This is a genomic window from Micavibrio sp. TMED2 (genome assembly GCA_002168225.1).
Taxonomy (GTDB): domain Bacteria; phylum Pseudomonadota; class Alphaproteobacteria; order TMED2; family TMED2; genus TMED2.
In genome coordinates, this window is record NHBH01000001.1 from 1062011 (window position 1) to 1082009 (window position 19999).

21 protein-coding genes are annotated in these 19999 nt (G+C 60.2%); 4 read left to right on the top strand and 17 right to left on the bottom strand.

Annotated features, from left to right (window positions below):
- Positions 1-20 precede the first annotated feature (20 nt).
- Together CBB62_05075 and CBB62_05080 are read left to right on the top strand one after the other, a co-directional pair.
- Complete coding sequence (locus CBB62_05075; GenBank protein OUT42655.1) at positions 21-932, top strand: hydroxymethylglutaryl-CoA lyase; 912 nt, start codon at positions 21-23, stop codon at positions 930-932.
- Positions 933-969: 37 nt separating this feature from the next.
- Positions 970-1404: a hypothetical protein gene (locus CBB62_05080; protein ID OUT41695.1), complete on the top strand. Its 435-nt coding sequence runs from the start codon at positions 970-972 to the stop codon at positions 1402-1404.
- 9 nt (positions 1405-1413) lie between these two features.
- Here CBB62_05080 and CBB62_05085 read toward each other — a convergent pair whose 3' ends face one another.
- Positions 1414-2736: a hypothetical protein gene (locus CBB62_05085; protein OUT41696.1), complete on the bottom strand. Its 1323-nt coding sequence runs from the start codon at positions 2734-2736 to the stop codon at positions 1414-1416.
- A 165-nt stretch (positions 2737-2901) separates the two neighbouring features.
- Between CBB62_05085 and CBB62_05090 the strand changes: the two genes are divergently transcribed.
- Positions 2902-3990, top strand: a complete 1089-nt coding sequence (locus CBB62_05090; GenBank protein OUT41697.1) for a ferrochelatase — start codon at positions 2902-2904, stop codon at positions 3988-3990.
- A 1-nt stretch (position 3991) separates the two neighbouring features.
- Here CBB62_05090 and CBB62_05095 read toward each other — a convergent pair whose 3' ends face one another.
- The 6 genes from CBB62_05095 to CBB62_05120 all read right to left on the bottom strand — a co-directional run bounded on the left by CBB62_05095 (position 3992) and on the right by CBB62_05120 (position 7484).
- Positions 3992-5221 carry a hypothetical protein gene (locus CBB62_05095; protein ID OUT41698.1) on the bottom strand — a complete coding sequence of 410 codons (1230 nt, stop codon included), beginning with the start codon at positions 5219-5221 and terminating at the stop codon, positions 3992-3994.
- Positions 5222-5273: 52 nt separating this feature from the next.
- Positions 5274-5732, bottom strand: coding sequence for a molybdenum cofactor biosynthesis protein MoaE (locus CBB62_05100; GenBank protein OUT41699.1), 459 nt, complete (start codon positions 5730-5732; stop codon positions 5274-5276).
- A 1-nt stretch (position 5733) separates the two neighbouring features.
- Positions 5734-6012 (bottom strand): molybdopterin converting factor subunit 1, encoded by a 279-nt coding sequence (locus CBB62_05105; protein OUT41700.1) that lies wholly within the window; start codon positions 6010-6012, stop codon positions 5734-5736.
- On the bottom strand, positions 6009-6554 hold the full coding sequence (locus tag CBB62_05110) for a CDP-diacylglycerol--glycerol-3-phosphate 3-phosphatidyltransferase (protein ID OUT42656.1): 546 nt from the start codon (positions 6552-6554) through the stop codon (positions 6009-6011). The genes CBB62_05105 and CBB62_05110 overlap by 4 nt, the downstream gene beginning before the upstream one ends.
- A 103-nt stretch (positions 6555-6657) precedes the next feature.
- Entirely contained in the window at positions 6658-7218 is a 561-nt protein-coding gene (locus tag CBB62_05115; protein OUT41701.1) for a hypothetical protein, read from the bottom strand.
- On the bottom strand, positions 7218-7484 hold the full coding sequence (locus CBB62_05120; protein OUT41702.1) for a hypothetical protein: 267 nt from the start codon (positions 7482-7484) through the stop codon (positions 7218-7220). Before CBB62_05120 ends, CBB62_05115 begins: the two co-directional genes overlap by 1 nt.
- 274 nt (positions 7485-7758) lie before the next feature.
- Here CBB62_05120 and CBB62_05125 point away from each other — a divergent pair, with 274 nt between their 5' ends.
- Positions 7759-8262 carry a hypothetical protein gene (locus CBB62_05125; GenBank protein OUT42657.1) on the top strand — a complete coding sequence of 168 codons (504 nt, stop codon included), beginning with the start codon at positions 7759-7761 and terminating at the stop codon, positions 8260-8262.
- 5 nt (positions 8263-8267) lie between these two features.
- Here CBB62_05125 and CBB62_05130 read toward each other — a convergent pair whose 3' ends face one another.
- From CBB62_05130 to CBB62_05175, 10 genes are all read right to left on the bottom strand, one after another.
- On the bottom strand, positions 8268-10184 hold the full coding sequence (locus tag CBB62_05130) for an excinuclease ABC subunit C (GenBank protein OUT41703.1): 1917 nt from the start codon (positions 10182-10184) through the stop codon (positions 8268-8270).
- 399 nt (positions 10185-10583) lie between these two features.
- Complete coding sequence (locus CBB62_05135) at positions 10584-11339, bottom strand: short chain dehydrogenase (GenBank protein ID OUT41704.1); 756 nt, start codon at positions 11337-11339, stop codon at positions 10584-10586.
- Positions 11340-11370: 31 nt separating this feature from the next.
- Positions 11371-13551: an excinuclease ABC subunit B gene (locus CBB62_05140; GenBank protein ID OUT41705.1), complete on the bottom strand. Its 2181-nt coding sequence runs from the start codon at positions 13549-13551 to the stop codon at positions 11371-11373.
- Positions 13552-13600: 49 nt separating this feature from the next.
- Positions 13601-14437 (bottom strand): hypothetical protein, encoded by an 837-nt coding sequence (locus CBB62_05145; GenBank protein ID OUT41706.1) that lies wholly within the window; start codon positions 14435-14437, stop codon positions 13601-13603.
- A gap of 118 nt (positions 14438-14555) precedes the next feature.
- Positions 14556-14954 carry an arsenate reductase (glutaredoxin) gene (locus tag CBB62_05150; GenBank protein OUT41707.1) on the bottom strand — a complete coding sequence of 133 codons (399 nt, stop codon included), beginning with the start codon at positions 14952-14954 and terminating at the stop codon, positions 14556-14558.
- 2 nt (positions 14955-14956) lie between these two features.
- Positions 14957-15958 (bottom strand): arsenical-resistance protein, encoded by a 1002-nt coding sequence (locus CBB62_05155; GenBank protein ID OUT41708.1) that lies wholly within the window; start codon positions 15956-15958, stop codon positions 14957-14959.
- Between the two features lie 13 nt (positions 15959-15971).
- On the bottom strand, positions 15972-16304 hold the full coding sequence (locus tag CBB62_05160; GenBank protein ID OUT41709.1) for a transcriptional regulator: 333 nt from the start codon (positions 16302-16304) through the stop codon (positions 15972-15974).
- 166 nt (positions 16305-16470) lie between these two features.
- A complete protein-coding gene (locus tag CBB62_05165; protein OUT41710.1) occupies positions 16471-16683 on the bottom strand; it encodes a hypothetical protein in 213 nt (70 codons plus the stop codon).
- A 183-nt stretch (positions 16684-16866) separates the two neighbouring features.
- The gene (locus CBB62_05170) at positions 16867-17523 is read right to left on the bottom strand and encodes a sortase, marine proteobacterial type (protein OUT41711.1); all 657 of its coding nucleotides are present in this window, start codon (positions 17521-17523) and stop codon (positions 16867-16869) included.
- The gene (locus CBB62_05175) at positions 17520-19781 is read right to left on the bottom strand and encodes a marine proteobacterial sortase target protein (protein OUT41712.1); all 2262 of its coding nucleotides are present in this window, start codon (positions 19779-19781) and stop codon (positions 17520-17522) included. Before CBB62_05175 ends, CBB62_05170 begins: the two co-directional genes overlap by 4 nt.
- Positions 19782-19999 lie beyond the last annotated feature (218 nt).

The following is a 19999-nucleotide window of genomic DNA, read 5'->3' on the forward strand; positions in this document are numbered from 1 at the left end:
TGTGGCTGCGCTATATGCAAATGACCATGACAGACAAAATCACCATCGTTGAGGTTGGCCCGCGTGACGGGCTGCAGAATGAACCGAAGCCGGTTGAGGTGGCGACCAAGGTAACGCTGGTCGAGCGCCTCGCCGATGCCGGATTGCCCGTGGTTGAGGTAGGGTCGTTCGTCTCACCCAAATGGGTGCCGCAGATGGCGGGCAGTGCCGAGGTCTTTGCCAACATCAAGCGCCGTGACGGTGTCGATTATCATGCACTGGTGCCCAATGAGCGCGGGCTGGAAGCGGCGAAGGCGGCGAATGTCAGCACGGTCGCCATTTTCCTGTCAGCATCCGAGAGCTTCTCACAGCGTAATATCAACTGTTCCATCAATGAGAGTTTCGAGCGGGTCAGCCCGGTCGTTGCGGCGGCACAGGCCGCCGGCATGACCGTGCGCGGCTATGTCTCCTGTGTGGTTGGCTGCCCCTATGAGGGCTTTATCGAGCCGAAGGCGGTTGCCGATGTAGCCGAGCGGATGGCAGGGCTCGGCATCCGCGAGTTGTCGCTTGGCGATACCATCGGGGTTGGCACGCCAGGTTCGGTCGTGCCGATGCTGACGGCGGTGGCCGATGCGGTCGGACCGGATGTGGCGCTCGCCGGGCATTATCACGATACCTATGGTCAGGCGCTGGCCAATATCGCTGCCTCACTCGATCAGGGTGTACGTATCTTCGATGCCAGTGTTGCCGGGCTGGGTGGCTGCCCCTATGCGCCGGGTGCCGGTGGCAATGTGGCGACCGAGGACGTGGTCTATATGCTGCAAGGTATGAGCTATAAGACCGGGGTTGATCTCGATGCGCTGGTCGATATCGGTGACTGGATCTGCCGCGTGATCGGTCGCGATAACCAGTCGAAGGTCGGGCAGGCGATGCTCGCCAAGCGTGCAAGCTGATCACGAACACCGGGTTTACGGAACATCAGGACTGGTTATGGCCGTCAATATTCTGCGTACTGCTGTCGGTATCCAATCGGTTGAGCATCTGCGTGAGGTTCAGGAGCCGCGCCGGTTCCGGCACAAGGGGCAGGACGCGGTCTGGACTTTCACCCGCCGCCGTCCGACCCGTGCCGACGAGATCGTTGATGGGCAGGGATCGATCTACTGGATCATCCAGCGCTCGCTCTGTATCCGCCAGTCGATCCTTGATCTGCCGCTGGAAACCGATGAGGAAGGCAAGACCTGGTGCCGGATCATCATGTCGCCGGAGCTCGTGCCGGTGAAGCCGCTGCAGCGTAAGCACATGCAGGGCTGGCGTTATCTGAAACCGGCGGATGCACCGCCTGATCTGGCGGCCCTCGATACCGGCAAGGGCGATGATCTGCCACCCGACATGATCGCCGAATTGCAGCAGCTGGGGCTGATGTAATTGTTGTTATCAGGCGCTGTGGTTGCCGTAGCGCGGTTTGGCCTGTGGCACATCCCGTGCGACGGGCTTGTTGTCCGCTACGATGACCGGGCGGTCGGGCAGGGTAACGCCGCGGCGTTTCTGTCGCGCTTCGGTAATCATCGCGGTCTGGGCGGTTGGATCGGACTGAATCACCGATGACAGGTTATTGGCAAACCCCACTTCAAAGCCGCTGATCGCTTTCAATACGGCCCCCCGGTTGGCGAGCAGGAAATCGGCCGATTGCGCCGGTGGCAGCTGGGTCAGGCGGCTTGCCTCTTTCAGGCTGCGATTGGCCAGTGGAGCCAGCGGCTGCTTGATCTCGCCTTCAACACGTTGCGCATTAAGGGCGGTGACATTGGCCAGCACCATGGGCAGGCCGAGGCCATCACCGGCCTTGTCCGAGGGTGCCCGCATGGTGTCACGGGCTGCGACCAGTACCGCGTCGTCTTCCGGTGCCTGAAAGCCTTTGGCGAAGTCATGGGCCTTGGTCAGGATTGCGGTTAGTCCCTCACGATCACCCGATTGCAGGGCCTGTTTGATGCTGGTCAGCCGGTCCATATAGGCAGCACCGCTCTCAACGATCGCCGATTTGTTGCCCTCGAAGATCGGCAGCCACATTTCCTTGTTGGCGTCGGCGATGCGGGTCATCTGGTACAGGCTGCGCTGGTCTTCCGACAGTTTGGTGCTCTCGGACGGCAGGGCGCGGGTCGCGGCAAAGGCAACGAGGTGCTGCAGATGGGAGGTGGTGCCGTAAAGCTTGTCATGCTGTCCGGCGGTTAGGCCGAGCGGTTTGCCGCCGACATCTTCCCAGAGTTGCGTGATCGCTGTGGCTGCACTGGCATCGGCTGTCGAGGTATCGACAATGATCGTGCCGCCATCAAACATGTCAGGTTTGCTGGTCTTGGGGCCGCTGCCCTCGGCACCAACTGTCGGGTGGGCGGGAACATAGCGACCGGCCATGCCCTTGGGCAGATTGTCGAGGATAGCCGCTGCCGATTGCTGTTTGATCGAGCCAACATCGGTGATGGCGACACCGGATTTCAGGCTGTCGGCGATTTCGTGTGTAACCGGGGCGAACTGGTCGATCGGGGTGGCAAGCACGACAATATCCGCGCGATTGGCGGCTTTTTTGTTGCTGTCGGTAACCTCGATACGCTTGGTGGCCGGGTCCTGGGCGAGCAGTTCTTTCAATACCTTGCGGGCATCGTCATCAGGTTCGCTGATGCTGATATCGCGATATTTGCCGCTCCGTGCCGCTGCACGCGCAACGGATGTGCCGATCTGGCCGCCGCCGATAATGGAAAGCCGCATGGAATTGTCTGATCCGAATTATTGCCCCTTGCGTAGGATAGTGTATCAGGTTGGTGCGAAAGTGACAGCCTGACATTCCTGCCTTCCTTGCTGGCCAAAGCTGCTGTCGCCCGCCATATATAGGCCAAGCCGAACTTGGTATCGCCATACTATCCGGAATAGCCGATGAAAATGTCCGATTATCGCCACCATCAATTACCCCCCGACCATCCGAAACTGCCGTCGCCGAAAACCGGTGTGCTGCTGATCAATCTCGGCACGCCCGATGGTACGGGTTACTGGCCCATGCGCCGCTATCTGGGTGAGTTCCTGAGCGATCCGCGGGTGATTGAAGCACCGATGTGGCTGTGGAAGCCGTTCCTTAATCTGGTCATCCTGACCACTCGCCCGAGCAAGAGCGGTGAGGCTTATGCTTCGATCTGGGACCGGGAAACCGATGAGAGCCCGCTGCGCCGGATCACCCGTGAGCAGACCGAGGCGCTGGCGGCCCGCCTGCAGGTACTGGGCGATAACGTGGTGGTTGATTGGGGGATGCGCTATGGCAACCCGTCGATTGCCAGCCGCCTCAATGCGCTGAAGGATCAGGGCTGTGATCGTATCGTGCTGATGGCGCTCTATCCGCAATATTCCGCCTCGACCATGGCCACCGCCTATGACAAGGCCTTCGAGGCGATGAAAAAGATGCGCTGGCAGCCTGCCGTGCGTACCATGCCAGCCTATCATGATGATCCGGTCTATATCGATGCGCTGGCGGCGTCCCTCAAGACGCATATCGACAGCCTCGGCTGGCAGCCGGAGGTGATTGTCTCATCCTTCCACGGGGTGCCGAAAACCTATCTGGAGCAGGGCGATCCCTATCACTGCCATTGTGCCAAGACCGCGCGGTTGCTGCGTGAGAGGATGGGCATGGATGACAAGACCCTGCGCCTGACCTTCCAGTCCCGTTTTGGGCCGAAGGAATGGCTGCAACCCTATACCGACAAGACCATCGAGCAACTGGCCAAGGATGGCGTGAAACGGGTGGTGGTGATTACCCCCGGCTTCTCCGCCGATTGTGTCGAGACGCTCGAGGAGATCGGCATTGAGGCCAAGCATATCTTTGAAGAACATGGCGGCACCCATTTCTCGGTCGTGCCATGCCTGAACCAGTCAGCGCCATCGGTTGATCTGCTGGCTCATCTCGCCAAGCGGGAACTGGCTGGCTGGGTTGATGTCAGCGCGCTCGATACCCCTGCCATACAGGCAGCGGAATAACCTATTTTGCCATCAGGGGCGGGACCTTGCCGACCGGTTCCATACCACGCGCCATGAGTTGGCGGCGTAAGGGGCCGATATTGCCGATCGCCTGCAATCCGACACGGCGCAAGCGGTCGATGAGCGGATTGCCCCGATGCACCATATCCGAGAGCATGCCCGTGGCATTGCTGCGGGCCATGATATCGGCGCGGCGCTGGCGGGCATAGCTGTCGGTAACCTGTTGGCGCCCCGGATCGTCATTGGCAGCATCACCCATCAGGTCGATCAGCACCGCAATATCCGCCAGCGTGGTGTTCAGCCCCTGTGCGCCGATCGGCGGCAGGGCATGGGCGGCCTCGCCGATCAGCACGGCGCGCTCGGCGGATAACCGGCGCGCGGTAAACGGGCGGATCGGGAATGACTTGGGTGCTTCGGTCTCGGTTATCGTGCCCAGCACCTGCCGGGTCGCCTGCCCGACCATGGTGGCGCGGGCGGCGGCGTCCATATCCATGATAGCGCTGATGGTGGCCTGATCGCCGACCACATTGATCGCCGACCGCTTGCCGGGCAGCGGAATGGTTGTGACCTGAGCGGTCTTGCCATTACCGGTAAGTGGGCCATGAAATTCATAGGACACGCCGTCATGATCGAGGCTGTGATCGGTGTTGAAGACCAGCGCGGTTTCCCGTGGCGTGCGTGCCGAGACCGACAGGCGCAGCATCTGGCGACAGGGTGATTTGTGTCCATCAGCAGCAACCAGCAGACGGGTGGTCAGGCGTCCGGTCTCGGTCGCCACCAGCATGTGATCGCCGCGGTTGCTGATCGACAGCACCTTGTTGCCGGGCAGCATGGTAATCTTGTCCGATCCGGCGAGCCGGGCCAGCAGGGCACCTTTCAGCGCGTCATTGGGGATATTCTGGGCAAACCAGTCCTGCCCGATTTCCGAGGCGTCAAAGCGCTGGCGCATTGGCGGGCGCACGCTGTCATCGACCAGTTCCAGAAGCCGCAAGGGCGCGCTGATCCCGGCGAGCCCGTCCCAGACGCCGAGGCGTTCAAGCATCCGGATGCCGCTCGCCATGATCGCGGTGGTTCTGGCATCGCCCGCACTGTGCTCATGGGGCTTCGCGGTCATCGGGCCGGGATCGATCAGGGCGACGCGCCACCCGGCATCAACCGCCGCCACGGCCATGGTCAATCCGGCGGCACCGGCACCGGCAATCAGCAAGTCATGGTCTGTCAGCTTGGTCATGGCGGGAATGGGTAATTATCAGTGGTGGGTGCGGCGGAGTGTATAGACAGGATCAGTCGTTTTGCCAGCGGTCGCGCTGGTCACGGTCACTCTGTCGCGCTTCGACCCAGTGTTCCGTGCCATCGGCGGTGGTTTCCAACTTCCAGAACGGTGCGTCAGTCTTCAGGTAATCCATAATGAACTGACAGGCCTCGAATGCGGCCTGCCGGTGGCTGGAGCTGGTGCCGACAAAAACGATATTGTCGCCCGGCATCAGACGACCATGGCGATGCACGATCACGACATCATGGAGCGGCCAGCGCTGGCGCGCCTCTGCCTCGATCCGCGCCAGTTCCTTCTCGGTCATGCCCGGATAATGCTCCAGCGTCAGGCTGGTGACCCGCGCGCCCTTGTTCTCGTCGCGCACCTGCCCGATGAAGGTGGCGAGACCACCGATATCGGTTCGGCCAGCGGTCAGCCCGGCGATCAGCGCTGCCGGGTCAAAATCCTCGCTCTGCACATGAACCGCCATCTCAGCCCCCGGTCACCGGTGGGAACAGGGCAACCTCGTCACCGGGCATGATGGTGGCATCAGGATCGGCATAGCTCTGGTTGATCGCGGCCTTCAGCCCGGCCGGGTTGTCCAGCACCTGCGCATGATCGGGTGAAAGCGTGCTTAGCTGCGCCAGCAGCTCGGTAACCGTAAGGCCGGTGGCGGGAATGCTCACCCGGTCCTGCGGGCGGTTCAACCGGCTGCGGACCCAGGCGAAATATCTCACGGTAATCTCGTTGCCGGTGATCTCGTCGCTCATGCTGCTTCCGTCAGCTTGGGCCAGGCCTGACGCAGATAGTCGATGCCGGTGATCACGGTCAGGCCAGCCGCGATCCAGAGCAGGGCAAGGGCCGGGATGATGACCACGGGCAGGGCGGCGGCGAGCAGGATTGCGCCGGTGGCAACCAGTTGCAGGGTGGTTTTCCATTTGGCCAGCTGTGTCACATGGATGATCAGGCTGCCGGCCAGATATTCACGCAGGCCCGAGATGACAAACTCCCGGGTCAGGATCAGATAGACCGCCAACTGGTGCCAGCCATTGATCAGGTCGAGGCCGATCAGCAGGGGCATCATGACACCGATCACCACCTTGTCGGCGATGGGGTCCATAACCCGCCCGAAGGCCGAACCCATATTGAACCGGCGGGCAATGAAGCCGTCGAGGAAATCGGTGATGCTCATGGCACAGAAGATCGCGAAGGCAATCCACGCACCGGCGGCTCCGCCATAGATCAGCGCCAGTGCCAATGGCATGATGGCGACCATGCGCGAGATGGTCAGGATATTCGGAATGGTCCAGATCGGATGTGCCACGGGTTGTTCCGGTTGGTGAAAATGCCGTGTCCGAGCATGTGCCAGCCTTTGCCTGATGAGACAAGTCCCAAGGCGGTAACTTTTGGCTTATTTACTTCTTGAGGCCGAGCACCGGGCGACCGGATGGGGCCGTCCTGCCTGTCTCGACGACCGAACGCGGGCCGGTGGCTGCTGGCGCAGTGGTCTTGACGGTCGCCACGGTCGGCTTTGACAGTGGTGGGCCGCTACGGTCAATGGTGTGCGGCCGGTTTTTGGCTATATCGATCAGGGTCGATGTGATTTCCTGCTGCACGGCCTTGGGGGCTGCGCCGACTACGCCCGCGCGATTTGAGCGGTTGTTGATTTCCGGAAAAAAGGTCTGGTTCAGAGGCAGGCGGGCAACCCGTACTGCCTCGATCATGAACTCGCGGTCCTGTCCCATGCGGCGGGCCTGCACTTCATCGAACTGGAAATAGCCTTCGCGTCCTTCGTTCTGGCGCATCCAGTTATCCGATGTGGTGGTATAGAGCACAAGCGCGGTTGGACTGTCCGGGTTGGTTTTCCGGTCGACCGAGTGGATATAGCCGATGCGCCGCTGACCAGGCTGTGTCGGTGCTTCCTTGTACGGGAAATTGCAGGTCACAAACTGACCTTCGTAATATCGTGCCGTCATCAGTTACCCCCACCGCTCAGCAGCGTTGCCAGCATCGCCTTGCGTTCCTCGTATTCCTCTGCAGTCTCGCCGCGCATCCGGTCCGGTACGAACTCACCGGCATCCCCGGCATTGATCACCTCGACCTCATTGCCGGTGATCAGACCCAGGTCCAGCTTTACCAGCCGTTCCAGATAGTCGGTCAGTGACCGGCCCTGATCCGCCGCGCGCGTTTCCGCCGCTTTGAGAAGCTCGGCATCTATGGTTACGGAACCGGTTTTCTGCATGGCTCTGATCGCTCCGAAAGTACGGAATTCACAGTTTGAACTGCTTTCGATTGCCGATTGTAACAGCAAAAGGCGAAAGTTAAGCAACTTCACGAAATCCACACTCACAAACCGCTATCCGCGATGTGAGCGCCCGTGTCTTGCCGAGGGGTATTTTACGCCGCACAGTCAGGCTGAATAAGCGCCGGACCATATGAAGGAAACCCCCATGTCCACGACCCCGCCAACCGAGCTTGAGCTTGATCCTGCCGCCCCTGCCACGGTTGATGACGCCCTGCCTGCCAAGGCGGAGAGCGTATTTCCGGCCATCAACAGCACCACAATCCTGATCACCATTCTGGCCGGGTCATTTGCCACTGTGCTGTTCGACCTGTTCGGGCAGGCCCTGTCGCCCATGGCCGGGTTCCCCAACCTCGCACCGGTGCCACTGGCGACCCAGTCTTGGCAGGTAGTGTTCGGCGAGGCCTACCGTCCCGGCGGGCATTTCCTGCATTATGTCGCCGGGCTGATCGCCTATCCGGTCGGCTGGCTGTTCATCTGGCAACCGATCATGCGCAAGGTAGCGCCATGGCTGCACTGGCTGCCATCCTCGGCGCTCTACGGTGTCGGGCTGTGGGTCTTCGCGCTGTATATCATGGCGCATCTGGTGGCCGGCAATCCGCCATTCCTCGGCTTCACCGGCATTACCTATGTTGCGCTGGTCGGGCATGTGCTGTTTGCCCTCGCCGCCGCCTGGGCTGCAAACCTGCTGTTCCGTTGGGCAGGCACAGGCAACTGACGGCTTCAGCCTTCCGGATTGCCGTGGAAATGGTCGTAGATTTTCTTGGCCACGGTCTTGCTGATGCCCTCGACAGCCTCAAGATCGCTCAGGCCCGCGCGTTTGACCGAGCGTGCAGACCCGAAGTGCAGCAGCAGTGCCTTCTTGCGTGACGGGCCGATACCCGGAATTTCATCCAGTGGCGAGGCGCTGATCTTCTTCTCCCGACGCGCGCGATGGGTGCCGATGGCAAAGCGGTGGGCCTCATCCCGCAGGCGCTGGACATAGAACAGCACCGGATCGTTGATCGGCAGCTGGAACGGCTCGGCACCGGGCAGGAAGAACTTCTCACGCCCCGCATTGCGATCTGGGCCCTTGGCAACGCTGACCAGCGGCAGATCGCTGATGCCCAGCTCCTGCAAGGTCTCGATCACCACATTCAACTGGCCGAGGCCACCATCAATGATCACCAGATCGGGCCATTGCCCCTTGGTGCGGTCCGGGTCTTCCTTCTGGGCGCGGGAGAAGCGGCGCTGCATGACCTCACGCATCATGCCGTAATCATCGCCCGGCTCAATGTCTTCGGAGCGGATGTTGAACTTGCGGTAGCTGTTCTTGATGAAACCTTCCGGCCCGGCGACGATCATGCCGCCGACCGCATCGGTGCCGCCGATATGGCTGTTGTCATAGACCTCGATCCGTGCCGGTGGGGCATCGAGGTCGAGCAGCTCCGCCAGCCCTTCCAGCAGCTTGCGCTGTGAGGCGCTTTCGGCCTGACGGCGGGCGAGGGCATCGCGGGCATTGGTTTCGGCCCGATCGACCAGCCGTTTCTTGTCGCCGCGCTGGGGTGCGCTCACATCGACCTTGTACCCGGCCCGCAGGGACAGGGCCTCGGTCAGCAGCTCAACCTCGCTCGGGATCGCGGAGAGCAGCAGCTTTTTCGGCGCCGGTTTGTTGTCATAGAACTGGGCGACGAAGGCCGCCAGAATGTCTGCCGGTGTCTCGTCCCGGTCATGGGACGGGAAATAGGCGCGGTTGCCGTAATTCTGGCCGGAGCGGAAGAAGAATACCTGAATGCAGGTCTCGCCGCCCTGTTGCCAGAGCGCGTGAATATCCGCATCGCCCAGGCCGGGCACATTGATTTCCTGATGCGACTGGATTGCGGTCAGGGCGCGGATACGGTCGCGGTAGCGCGCTGCCACTTCAAACTCCAATTCATCCGAGGCCTTCTGCATCTCGGTAGCGAATTTCGCCTGTACCGAGGTGCTCTCGCCGCTCAGGAACTCTTTTGCCAGTCTGATCTGCCCGGCATATTCGTCTTTGGTCACATAGTCGACGCAGGGCGCAGAGCAGCGCTTGATATGATATTGCAGGCAGGGCCGGGTCCGGGTGCTGAACACATGATCGGTGCAGTTGCGGATCAGGAAGGCGCGCTGCAGGGCGGCAATGGTGCGGTCAACCATCCCGGCAGAGGCAAAGGGGCCGTAATAATCGCCCTCGCGTGACCGGCCACCGCGATGCTTGCGGATCTGTGGGAAGTCATGATCGCCGGTCAGCAGGATGAACGGGAAGCTCTTGTCATCGCGCAGCAGGATATTGAAGCGCGGGCGGAATTTCTTGATCAGGTTGCTTTCCAGCAGCAGCGCCTCGACCTCGGTATGGGTGGTGACGATTTCCATCCGTGTGGTCTCGGCCACCATGCGCTGCAGGCGGATCGGCAGCTTGTTCACATGGGTATAGTTCACCACCCGCTTCTTCAGGCTGCGGGCCTTGCCGACATAGAGTACATCTTCCTGCGCGTTCAGCATCCGGTAGACACCGGGACTGTCCGGCAGTCGCTTGACGGTATCGCGAATAACCGTTTGCCCATGGGCGAGGCTGATGCCCGGGGCAGCCGATTTTTTTTCGGAATTTTTTGTCTCTGACGGGGGCTGGCTGGGCATAACTTCGGTTAAGTACTTCTATCGATTGCGCATTTGCGTTTGTGTGCAGATGACCGAATTGATTGCATTTTAGTAATCCACGGAAACTGTGGATAAATCTGTAGATTACCTTCTGGAATACCTCTTGGGACGGCTGAAACCCTAGGGATTGCCCAAAATGGTCAAAAAATAGGCATTCCTTTTAAGGTGTTGATGTTAAACAAAAAAGATATGTCAGAATTGTCATATTTCCCTATTCGTAACCTTCGCATATCTCCAATTAGGCAAAAATCCCCGGCAAATTTTCGGTGGGGACAACTTGACCTTGTCAGGCGCATGTTGCAGCCGCATAACGGCGATGCAGCAAAGAAAATGCAAGCCCTTGGCAATAAACGCGAAACCAAATGACGTTTCGTGCGTTTATACCGGCTGCACTCTTTCTACATGCTGCCAGCCGAGATGATTGCCGCCATCAAGCGCGATCATCTGACCGGTAACCGAGCGCGCCGCGAGCAGAAACCCGACAGTGGCATCGAACTCATCGGCATCGGGCGCGCGTTGCAGCGGCTGCTTCGCCACCATCTTCTCAAACACCTCATCACTCTGCCCCGGTGCCACCAGTGTCGGCCCCGGTCCGATGGCATTGACCCGCACCGTCGGGGCGAGATCAAGCGCCTGTGCCTGAGTCAGATACCACAACCCGGACTTGGCAACCGAATAGCTCAGATAATGCTGGTTCGGGCGCAGCACCTTCGCATCGATGACATTGATAATGAGGTTGTTGGCCTGCGGGTCAACCTGCCGGGCAAAAGCCTGTGACAGCCGGAGCGGCGCTTCCAGATTGATCATCTGGTGCCTGTTCCAGCTCTCATGGGTCAGGGTGGCGGTCCGATCACGCTCGAAGATCGCGGCCGAGTTCACCAGCGCCTGCCAGTTGTTCAGTGTGCCTGCCTGTTCAATCAGCGCGCCGACCGCATCCGGGTCGGCGAGGTCGCAGGGCATGAGGCTGGCACTGCCGCCGAGTGCCTCGATCTCCTGCTTGCAGGCGGCGGCCTCATCTGCCGAGCTGTTATAATGCAGCCCCACATGCCAGCCCCGCCGGGCAAAGGCGCAGGCAATGAACCTGCCAATGCGTTTCGCGGCTCCGGTGACAAGGACGCTGGGGGTATCTGACATGACAGGCGGCTAACCGGGCAAGAAGGAAGGATCAGGAACGGCGACGACGTTTCTTAGTGGGTTTGGTTGGCGCTGACGAGCGTTTTGACCAGCCGGGGGCCAGCCGCGGTGCCGTCATGTCGCCCTCGGTAAAGCCGAGATCGGCTGCCTCCAGCCGTCGCAACTCATCACGCAGCCGGGCGGCCTCCTCGAATTCCAGATCGGCAGCGGCAGCCTTCATGCGTTCCTCGATGTCCTTGATCCGCGATTTCACATCCTGCGGCTCAAAGCCCTGCTGCCCGCCATCGGCGGCTTCCAGCATCGGCGTGTCGTTGCTGGTACCATACATTCCGGCCATGACATCGGAGATGTGCTTCTTCACCGTTTCCGGCGTGATGCCCATTTCCTCGTTATATTCGATCTGTTTGGCCCGGCGGCGTTCGGTCTCGTCGATGGCGAACTGCATGCTGTCGGTGACCTTGTCGGCATAGAGCACGGCTTTGCCATCAACATTGCGGGCCGCGCGCCCAATGGTCTGGATCAGCGAGGTCTTGGAGCGCAGATAGCCTTCCTTGTCGGCATCGAGGATCGCCACCATGCCGCATTCGGGAATATCCAACCCCTCACGCAGCAGGTTGATGCCGACCAGCACGTCGAAGGTGCCAAGCCGCAGGTCGCGGATAATCTCGATCCGCTCCAGCGTATCCACGTCCGAGTGGATGTAGCGAACCTTGATCCCGGCCTCGGTCATGTATTCGGTCAGGGCCTCGGCCATCTTCTTGGTCAGGGTGGTGACCAGTACCCGCTGTTCCTTCTCAACACAGAGCCTGATTTCGGCCAGCAGGTCATCAACCTGATTTTCGGTCGGGCGGATGATAACCGGCGGGTCGATCAGGCCGGTCGGGCGCACCACCTGTTCGGTGAAGACACCGCCGGTCTGTTCCAGCTCCCACGGGCCGGGGGTGGCGGAGACGAAAACCGTCTGCGGGCGCATCACTTCCCATTCCTCGAATTTCAGCGGCCGGTTGTCCTTACAGGCGGGCAGGCGGAAGCCGTAGTCCGACAGGGTGGTCTTGCGGGCAAAGTCGCCTTTGTACATGCCGCCGATCTGCGGCACGGTCACATGGCTCTCATCAACGATCAGCAGGGCGTTCTTCGGCAGATACTCGAACAGGGTCGGTGGCGGTTCGCCGGGTGCGCGCCCGCTCAGGTGCCGGGAATAGTTCTCGATGCCCTGACAGGAACCGGTGGCCATCAGCATCTCGATATCGAACTGGGTGCGCTGTTCGATCCGCTGCGCCTCCAGAAGCTTGCCCTCGGCGGTGAATTCCTCGATCCGGGTTTTCAGGTCCTGCTTGATCTGCTGCAGCGCCTGATTGACTGTCGGTTTCGGGGTTACATAGTGGCTGTTGGCATAGACCTTGATGCCGGACAGAGTCTCGGTCTTCTGCCCGGTCAGCGGGTCAAACTCGGTGATCTTTTCAATCTCATCCCCGAACATGGAGATCCGCCACGCCCGGTCATCAAGGTGGGCCGGGAAGATTTCAACTGTATCGCCCTGCGCACGGAAGGTACCGCGGCCAAAGGCGATGTTGTTGCGGGTATATTGCAGATCAACGAGGCGGTTCAGCAGGTCATTGCGGCTGATCATCTGGCCGGGGGACAGGGCCAGCACCATGTTGGAATAGGTCTCGACCGAGCCGATACCATAGATACAGGAGACCGAGGCGACGATAATGACATCATTGCGCTCGAGCAGGGCGCGGGTGGCCGAGTGGCGCATCCGGTCGATCTGCTCGTTGATCGAGCTTTCCTTCTCGATGAAGGTATCCGAGCGCGGGACATAGGCTTCCGGCTGGTAGTAATCGTAATAGCTGACGAAATACTCGACCGCGTTGTCGGGGAAGAAGCTTTTCATCTCGCCATAGAGCTGGGCGGCGAGGGTTTTGTTGGGTGCCAGAATCAGGGTCGGGCGCTGGGCCTTCTCGATCACATGGGCCATGGTGAATGTCTTGCCCGAACCGGTCACGCCGAGCAGCACCTGATCCCGCTCGCCATTCCTGACGCCATCGAACAACTCGGCAATCGCTGTCGGCTGGTCGCCCGCCGGCGCGAAATCCGATGCCACCTTGAACGGCACGCCAATATCCCCCGATGGTGCCCCGGCAAGGGCGCTGGCATCGGCGGCAGCGACTGTATTGTCATTATCAGCGGTACGGATATCGTCTGGCATGGACTAACAGATAGTCGTTCATGGCCGCGACGGCTAGGGGCAGTTGCGTTTAAGCCGCCTCGATCAGCGCGATTTCCTCTTCCAGTACGCGGATGCGTGTTTCATCAGAGGGGTGGGTGGAGAGAAATTCCGGTGGCTTTTCGCGGTCGGCATTGCGAGCCATCATCTTTTCCCAGAACTTCACGGACTCACGCGGGTCGAACCCGGCTTTAGCCATATAGCGCAGACCGAGACGGTCTGCCTCCAGCTCTTGTCGACGCTGATAGGGCAGCAGGACACCGAATTGCACGCCGACGCCGAGCACGGCGGCGATCTGTTGTTGGAATCTTACCTCGCCGGCATTGAGTGCGATTGACGTAGCGGTAAGGGCCGTGTTGGCGGCGATGGTCTGGGAATAGCGTTCGGCGGAATGGCGTCCGGCAATGTGGCTGACCTCGTGGCCCATGACTGTGGCCACCTGACTCTCGTTATCCATCAGATCGAGAATGCCCTGATAAAAGCCGACCTTGCCGCCGGGCATGGCGAAGGCATTGAGCTGCTCGTCATTGAATACCCGATATTCCCAATCCGCCGGTGGCAGTGACGGGCCTGCTGCCTCAACGATCCGGTTGCCGATGCCGCGGAGGGCATCGGTCAGCTCGCTGTCCGCTTCCTGAACCGGCGTGTCGGTCAGCATGGTCTGCCATGTGGTTGTGCCCATCTGCGCCAGCTGATCGTCACTCACCAGTATCAGCTGGCTGCGACCGGTATTCGGATTTGTGCTGCAGGCAGTCAGCGGTGCAGCAAAGGCTACGACTGAACCGGAGGCGAGGCCGCTCAACAGCTTGCGGCGGCTCATGGAAACTTTCCGGGTGGTATCGAGGGTGATGTTGCTGTTCTGGGTCATGCTGGCCGGATAATGAGAATAATGCTGGGAAGCAAAACTATACTTTGTAGACGGATTATCCATAGCACAAACCCCCTCATTGGGCAGGGTCTATGAATGGTGCAGCACTATTAACAGCTTATGGATTGACGATGTCGCCATCTTCCTTGGTGAAGGGGCCGATATCCGGGTTCTCCAGAATGTCTAGAACCACTTCTGATGGGCGACACAGCCGGGTACCTATCGGTGTTGCCACGATCGGGCGGTTGATCAGGATCGGATGTGCCATCATGGCGTCAATCAATGCGGCATCGTCAAGTGTGGGGTCATCCAGCCCGAGGTCATCGAATGGTGTACCCTTGCGACGCAGCAGCTCCCGTGGGGTGATGCCCATCTCCGCGATCAATGCTTCCAGTTTCTCACGTGTTGGTGGTGTTTCCAGATAGAGGATGATGTCTGGCTCCACACCAGATTGCCGGATCATGGCGAGGGTGTTGCGCGAGGTGCCGCAAGCCGGATTGTGGTAGATCGTAACCATTATCAAGCCTCCACAAAGCGGGTTCGGGTGCGGTTGGCAAAGGCGACCAGCGAGAGCATCACCGGAACTTCAACCAGCACGCCGACAACCGTGGCCAGTGCGGCGCCTGAGTTAAGTCCGAACAGACTAATCGCGACAGCAACCGCCAGTTCAAAGAAGTTGGAAGTGCCGATCAGGGCGCAGGGGGCGGCAATCCGGTGGGGTACCTTCAGCGCATAGGCTGCGGCATAGGCGAGGGCGAACATGCCATAGCTCTGGATCAGGATCGGTACGGCGATTAGGGCGATTACCAGCGGTTCGTCCAGAATAACGCTGCCCTGCAGGCCGAACAGGATCATCACGGTCGTAATCAGGCCGATGATTGACCATGGCTTGACGCTGGCGGTGAATGCCGCAATGCGCTCGGGTGACCCAAGGGCGCGACGGGTTACGAGGCCAGCGAGCAGGGGCAACACCACATAAAGTACAGTTGCCAGAACCAGTGTTTCCCATGGCACGGCGATTTCCGTCACCCCGAGCAGGAAAGCAACGATCGGGGCAAAGGCGATTACCATGATAATGTCATTCACCGAGACCTGAACCAGCGTGTAGGTCTCGTCACCCCGTGTCAGTTGCGACCAGACGAAGACCATTGCCGTACAGGGTGCAGCGCCAAGCAGGATCAGTCCGGCGGTATATTGGGCAGCATCGGCTGGTTCGATCAGCGGGGCGAAGATATGGTCGAAGAACAGTACCGCCAGCAGTGCCATGGTGAAGGGCTTGATCAGCCAATTCACAACCAGCGTAACAAGTAGGCCCCTGGGCTGCTTCGCCACGTCAGCGACAGCGGCAAAATCAACGCCGACCATCATCGGATAGACCATGGCCCAGATCAGTACCGCGACCACAAGGTTGATCGAAGCTACCTCTGCAGCAGCGATCATTGAGACCAGTCCGGGCGCAAAACTGCCGATTGCCAGCCCGGCCAGCATGGCAAGGGTGAGCCATTTTTCAAACAAGCCCATATTCAGGCATCCTTCAGCAAGTACAGGCGATTTCTTCAATCAGGGGTTGGCACAGCTCAGAGCGTCCGCCGCAGCAATCCTGCAGGAGAAAGGCGAGCATGCCGCGCAGGCCATCCATGTCCGCGAAATAGCGGATTGATCTGCCCTGTCGTTCATTGCGAACCAGCCCGGCACCGAGCAGTACCGAAAGGTTGGCCGAGAGCGTGTTCTGCCGAACATGCAAAGCATCGCTGATCTCTCCAGCTGCAAGCCCATTCGGCCCGGCCTGTATCAGGAGCCGGAAGGCGTTCAGGCGGGTGGGCTGACTGAGTGCGGCAAAAGCTGTGAGTGCGTCATTTATTTCCATAATTCATGAAATATGGAAATATTTATCCAAAGTCCAGATATCATTTCCGATTTTCCGGTTTGCAGATCGCCAAACAGCAAAAAACCCCTACGCAAGCGCAGGGGTTGAATGAATATTTGGTTATTGGCGGGACAGCGGCTAGGGCTGTTCCGTCACGTATCGGTTATCAGCCGCGGCGATAGGTGGCGCGCAGGGCGTCGATACGGTTGTCGAGGGTGACGACGAGGCTGTCGTTACCGGCAGCTACTGCCTCTTTCCGCTTCATCAACAGTGATGGAAGGATGGTGAGTGACTGGTTGCTTGTGGTGCCGAGAGTGCGGCTCTGTTTGACCTCGCGGCCAACGATAACTTCTTCCAGATGATCAGTAGCAAAATCCATGACGCCTAGCCCTTATGTTATGGTCGATGACAGACGCTGTCATCGACAGTTCTTGCAGGTCTCTGTTTGGTTTCCTCGATAGGCCTCTTTTGTGCCTTATCAGTAGTTTCAGTGTCCGTCAGTAGTGTGAAAGCGTCAAACAACACTAATTGCCATTTTTGAAACTTTTTTGTTCGCAAACGGTCAATCGCTTTGTCGACGTGCCCAGACCAGAAACCGTTCCGGCGGGTCCGGTAACACACTGCCGAACGGGTGGCAGGTAATAAGCAAGAGCCACTCCCCGGCATCGGGTTTTGTGATCCGGTCATGACGGACATCAACCACCTGTGTTTTTACGGTCACATATTGATGAGTTGCGCCGTCCTTTGTCTGCAGTAACAGGCGGTCGCCGGGGTTTATGTCCGACAAAAACGCGAAGTGCGTATCCCGGTGTCCGGTCAGGATGGTGAGGCCGGATTCATCGGCCAGTGCCGGGTCGGTCCAGAACCCCGGCCCCCATGTCAGCGCCTCGCCGCTGCTGTTGTCGAGCGCCACCAGATCAATGCCGTGTTCAGGCGCGCGCAACCTGCCGCTGGTCTGGATGTCTGCCCATGACCATGGCTTGGTCGGCAGGCCGGTCGCCAGTGTCTCATGCCACGCCTGCTGGAGCAGGATCGGGCCGAGCAGAGCCTTGGCATGGATCAGTGCCGATTTGAACATCAGCCCGCCACCGATGGCGATCAGCAGCAGGCAGATGGTGATATGGCCCCAGCTTCCCCGGTTGGCAGGCTGGCGGCGACAGAAATCTGCCGCCGCGTCCTGTCGTCCCTTGCCGGGCAGGGTCAGGGTTGCCGTGGTCATGCGCCTGTTCCCTGTTCACGCAGATACTCGCCGCGCCGTTTCAGCCAGAGGATCATCAGGCCGAGCACCATCAGGATGCTGCCGATCATCGCCAGCAGGTCTGCCGGGGTTGCGGTTCTGGGCAGGTTCTGTGCGCTGAACGGGTTATGGGGTGCCGCAAGCGGGGTCAGTGACCGTATGGGCTGGGCAGTGGCTGTTGCCATGCTCGGCGAGGCCATGGTGGCACCGGCAGGCATATTACCGGCGACGCTGCCGCTGGTCAGGGTTGCTTCCTGTGGACGACGAGCGACTTCATCGACGGCGAGCAGGCTGGTGTATTTGCTCAGCAGGCTATAGGTCAGCGCCACCCTGGTCACCGACTTCGCAATGCTGTCGGTATCGCTCTCGTTGCTGCTGCGGAACTGGCGACGACCGACACGCTCGATCTCGGCAATCTTGCGCCGGGCCCAGAGGGCAGCCACGCCGGGACGCTCGGCTGTATCGGCATCAATATGCAGCGACTTGGTCCACGGGGTCTGCATATGGCTGCCGGTCAGCGTGATGTCGCCATCGGTGCCTTCCGGCAGGCGCAGGACGAAACTCACCGGCTCGCCCTGATAGAGGTCGGGCAGCAGCGGCGGATACATCTCGGCACCGGCGGGCAGGCTGGCAGTCAGGTCGGTCAGTTCCGGTGATTCCAGTTGCCGGAACAGCGTCGCCATCCGCTCACCCACCTGATCCAGCGCGCCGATGAAGGTATAGGTGCCGCGCCCGGCGGTGGCTGCCTCACGCATGAAATAGCCGTTGGGAGCGGACCCGATGCCGACCGTGAACAGGCGACGGTCGCCGAGATTGCTCTCGATCAGGCTGAACAGGGCGTCCTCATTGCCGACCGCACCATCGGTGATGAAAATGACCTGACCCAGCCGCCCGCTGGCAACCTCGCCATCGCCGCTGAGGGCATGGGTGAGGGCACCGGCCATTTCCGTGCCGCCACCGGCCTCCATCCGACCGAGCCAGTCGAGGGCATCGTCGATATTCGCCTGTATGGCCGGGCGGGCCTCATGAAACAGCGGGTAATAGCTGTCATCAAAGGCAATGATCTGGAAGCTGTCTTTGGGCGAGAGGCCTTGCAGGGCCTGCTCCATCGCGGCCTTTGCCTGACGCATCGAGGTGCCGGACATGGAGCCGGATTTGTCGAGGATGAACACCACATCCCGCGGCATGTCGCTCTCTGTCGCGGCATCGTCATCCCCCGGCACCTGTGGGGAGATCACAACCAGATGGTGATCATGACCATCCACCGTTTCACTGAAGATACCGGCTTGCGGGGCGATGCCGCTGGCTGGCATCCATGTCAGCTCGAAATCCCGGTCTGCCGGTACGACACCGTCGGCAAGGGTGATGTCAAAGCCGGTCTCCCCGGCCAGGGTGTTGATCGTGTGGTAGGAGCTGTTGAGATCGCCCACCGGGAAGCCCGCCTGCAGGTCGATATTGAAGCCGATCGGGTTGAGGCCACGTTCAGGATCGACGGGCGGTGAAATGCGGCTGGCATCGGGCACCTGATCGGTATCGAAGGACCAGCCTTCGCCCTGATCGGTATAGCTTGCCTGCAAGGCCGCGACCGGATTGCCGGGCATGTAGCGCGGCATGATCGCCATCGGGAACCGGATCGAGAAGCGCGGCCCGGTTTCGGCGTCATAGTGATAGTCTACCGGCAGTTCAAAACCGATCTGTACGCTGACCGTTTCATGGGGGCCGATATTGGTCACGGCATTAGTGAAGATATTGGGGCGTTCCTGACTGAGCATGCTGGCGGTCTTGCCCGCTGCCTTGGCTTCCTCGAATTTCTGTTCGGCCTGTTTGCGTTCGGCGATCTCCGCCTTGATGACGCGCTCGCCGACGGTCAGCTGCAACCGGTCGACGGCTGAGGTCTCTGGCAGCGGGAAGACGTACAGCGCTTCGACCCATTCATCGCTCGGATTGGCGAAGTGCTGGGTGACGGTGGCGCGGGCCACCATGCCGCTGATATCGATATCGACCGTGGCCGCGACCTGCTGCCCGGCGAGTACGGTGCCGGGACTCGAGCCGGGGAAGAACAGCCCACCTTCGCCCATATTCTCCATGGTCGCCTGTACCTCACGCAGGCCGGTCTTGGCCGGTTGGCTGTAGCCGGTGCCGGGCAAAACGATCAGGCAGAGCGACAGGCACAGGCTGCCGATACGGTAACCGGCTCGATGATTGGTGTGGTGATTGGTGCGGCACGGGCTGTGAGCCATTGATCTGTTCCCCCTCGTGAATTGGCTGCGGTCAAACTGCGGGGGACAATGAATGGTTGATCGGGCAAGCAAGGTTCGCCCGCTTGGTATTATCAGGGTGGTTTTGCGGCAGGCTGCGGCTGATTTTGGCCGGGAATGGGGCAAAGCGGGCAAAAAACCGGATTATGGTGCGCCTGTACTCTTGTCATGCCTGCCGGGCGGTCATACTGTGCGCTGAT

Coding starts and splice junctions, on each gene's coding strand:
- CBB62_05075 (OUT42655.1), top strand. CDS start 21: ATGACCATGACAGACAAAATCACCATCGTTGAGGTTGGCCCGCGTGAC.
- CBB62_05080 (OUT41695.1), top strand. CDS start 970: ATGGCCGTCAATATTCTGCGTACTGCTGTCGGTATCCAATCGGTTGAG.
- CBB62_05085 (OUT41696.1), bottom strand. CDS start 2,736: ATGCGGCTTTCCATTATCGGCGGCGGCCAGATCGGCACATCCGTTGCG.
- CBB62_05090 (OUT41697.1), top strand. CDS start 2,902: ATGAAAATGTCCGATTATCGCCACCATCAATTACCCCCCGACCATCCG.
- CBB62_05095 (OUT41698.1), bottom strand. CDS start 5,221: ATGACCAAGCTGACAGACCATGACTTGCTGATTGCCGGTGCCGGTGCC.
- CBB62_05100 (OUT41699.1), bottom strand. CDS start 5,732: ATGGCGGTTCATGTGCAGAGCGAGGATTTTGACCCGGCAGCGCTGATC.
- CBB62_05105 (OUT41700.1), bottom strand. CDS start 6,012: ATGAGCGACGAGATCACCGGCAACGAGATTACCGTGAGATATTTCGCC.
- CBB62_05115 (OUT41701.1), bottom strand. CDS start 7,218: ATGACGGCACGATATTACGAAGGTCAGTTTGTGACCTGCAATTTCCCG.
- CBB62_05120 (OUT41702.1), bottom strand. CDS start 7,484: ATGCAGAAAACCGGTTCCGTAACCATAGATGCCGAGCTTCTCAAAGCG.
- CBB62_05130 (OUT41703.1), bottom strand. CDS start 10,184: ATGCCCAGCCAGCCCCCGTCAGAGACAAAAAATTCCGAAAAAAAATCG.
- CBB62_05135 (OUT41704.1), bottom strand. CDS start 11,339: ATGTCAGATACCCCCAGCGTCCTTGTCACCGGAGCCGCGAAACGCATT.
- CBB62_05140 (OUT41705.1), bottom strand. CDS start 13,551: ATGCCAGACGATATCCGTACCGCTGATAATGACAATACAGTCGCTGCC.
- CBB62_05145 (OUT41706.1), bottom strand. CDS start 14,437: ATGACCCAGAACAGCAACATCACCCTCGATACCACCCGGAAAGTTTCC.
- CBB62_05150 (OUT41707.1), bottom strand. CDS start 14,954: ATGGTTACGATCTACCACAATCCGGCTTGCGGCACCTCGCGCAACACC.
- CBB62_05155 (OUT41708.1), bottom strand. CDS start 15,958: ATGGGCTTGTTTGAAAAATGGCTCACCCTTGCCATGCTGGCCGGGCTG.
- CBB62_05160 (OUT41709.1), bottom strand. CDS start 16,304: ATGGAAATAAATGACGCACTCACAGCTTTTGCCGCACTCAGTCAGCCC.
- CBB62_05165 (OUT41710.1), bottom strand. CDS start 16,683: ATGGATTTTGCTACTGATCATCTGGAAGAAGTTATCGTTGGCCGCGAG.
- CBB62_05170 (OUT41711.1), bottom strand. CDS start 17,523: ATGACCACGGCAACCCTGACCCTGCCCGGCAAGGGACGACAGGACGCG.
- CBB62_05175 (OUT41712.1), bottom strand. CDS start 19,781: ATGGCTCACAGCCCGTGCCGCACCAATCACCACACCAATCATCGAGCC.